This window comes from Catenulispora pinistramenti (assembly GCF_018274385.1).
Classification (GTDB): domain Bacteria; phylum Actinomycetota; class Actinomycetes; order Streptomycetales; family Catenulisporaceae; genus Catenulispora; species Catenulispora pinistramenti.
In genome coordinates this window covers 1-1,268 of record NZ_JAAFYZ010000487.1, presented here as the reverse complement: position 1 = coordinate 1,268, position 1,268 = coordinate 1, and the positions used below count along the sequence as shown (strand labels likewise).

At 72.9% G+C, this 1,268-nt stretch carries 2 protein-coding genes; both read right to left on the bottom strand.

Annotated elements, in window-relative coordinates; translation table 11 throughout:
* A partial coding sequence (locus tag KGQ19_RS48650) for a hypothetical protein (RefSeq protein ID WP_212022445.1) occupies nucleotides 1-432 on the bottom strand: 432 nt, incomplete at its 3' end.
* 3 nt (nucleotides 433-435) lie between these two features.
* A partial coding sequence (locus tag KGQ19_RS48645; RefSeq protein WP_212022443.1) for an MFS transporter occupies nucleotides 436-1,268 on the bottom strand: 833 nt, incomplete at its 5' end.

Here is a 1,268-nt window from a genome sequence, read left to right as displayed (position 1 = left end):
GCCGCGGAGGGTTGATTCGTGGCCGGGGGTGGTGTGGCAGGGGTCGCGGCAGGTGCGCAGGATGAGGCCGATCGGGGCGCGGGTGAGGGTGCCCAGGACCAGGAGGGCGCCGAAGGTGGTGCCGGCGCCTTCGCGGTCGGTGAGGCAGCGGCGGGTGCGGCGGGACAGGGCCAGGTCGGCTGCCAGGCCCGGTTCGCCGGGGCGGCCGTGGGCCAGGCAGGTGGCCAGGTGTTCGCCTTGGGGTGCGGTGCGGGCCAGGCGGTCGACGAGGTCGGCGGCCAGGTGGCGGGCGGTGGAGATGGCCTCCAGCGGGTTCGGTTCGGCCTCGGCCGCGTCCCAGATCGCCCGCCCGGCTCGGCGGCGGACGTGGTCGGTACGCCGGGTCCAGTGGTCCCCGGTGTCGGCGCGCGGGGCGGCGGCTTCGGCGGTCATAGGTCAACCTCCTGACGATGCGGGCGAAGGTGAGGGCGGCGATACCGGGGCCTCATCTTCGATCACTGTTTCGACCACCGTATCGGAGGGTTCCGACAAGTCCTCATCTTCCATGTCAAGATGCCTCACAGTGGGCAAAGCGAGCATCAGTGCCACCGTCGCGAACTGGAACACCGCCCCGAACGCCAGAAAGGCCCCGATCCCGAACGCCGACCCCAGCGGTCCGGCGATGACCAGCCCGAGCGGCCCCAGCGCGAAGGCGCCGAGCGTCTGGTAAGCCGTGATCCGCCCCAGCACCTCGACCGGCACCCGCTTCTGCGTCACGGTGTTGTCCAGTGCCTGCCCGACCGCCCCGCCGAACCCGGTGACCGCCGCGGCCGCGCAGACGAACGGCAGCGCCAGGTTGCTGGCCAGCAGCGCGGGCGTGAACACGTACCCGAACGTCGCGACCACCGACAGCAGGAACGGCCGCCGCGGCTTGCGACCCAGCAGCACCAGCCCGCCGACGATCGACCCCGCGCTGTTGGCGGCGAGCACCAGCCCCCACGCCCCGGCCCCGCCGAGCCGGTGCTCGGCCACCACCGGCCCCAGCACCAGATAAGGTGCCCACACCAGGGCGTTGAAGAGCGCGAACTGCACCGTCGTCAGCCACAGCCAGGTCCGCGACCGGAACTCCTCCCACCCGTCCCGCAGATCCCTGATGATCGTCGGCCGGCTGCCCGGCTCCGGCTGCGGGACATGCGCCAGCCGCAGCAGCACCACGACGCTGACCCCGTAGCTCGCGGCGTCGATGAACAACACCGACGCCGGCCCTCCGGCCCCGCCCCACACCGCGG